Origin of the sequence: Klebsiella sp. K47 (assembly GCF_051858335.1) — a bacterium.
Classification (GTDB): Bacteria; Pseudomonadota; Gammaproteobacteria; order Enterobacterales; family Enterobacteriaceae; genus Klebsiella; species Klebsiella pneumoniae.
Map to the genome: position 1 here is coordinate 1 of NZ_JBPYUI010000403.1, position 225 is coordinate 225.

Annotated in this window: 1 protein-coding gene; it reads right to left on the bottom strand. The window is 66.2% G+C overall.

Annotated features, from left to right (window positions below):
• On the bottom strand, nucleotides 1–225 hold a 225-nt coding region (locus RRF55_RS28560), incomplete at both ends, for a hypothetical protein (protein ID WP_439419379.1).

The following is a 225-nucleotide window of genomic DNA, read 5'->3' on the forward strand; positions in this document are numbered from 1 at the left end:
TGGGCGCATGGGTCTTGACCAGGAAGGCGCAGCGCCGGGCTATGTCGATGGTGTTGTCGCAGGCCTCGGGCAGGTCGGCGAACAGAACCCGCATGGCCTCAGCCGATTTGAACCAGTGTTCCCCGGTGATCCGGCGGCGGTCCTCCTGGCCGGTGAAGGCGCCGTCGGCGATGCACAACAGGGCGTCGTGAGACTTCGCCTGGGCCGCCTTGGCGTAATAGACGT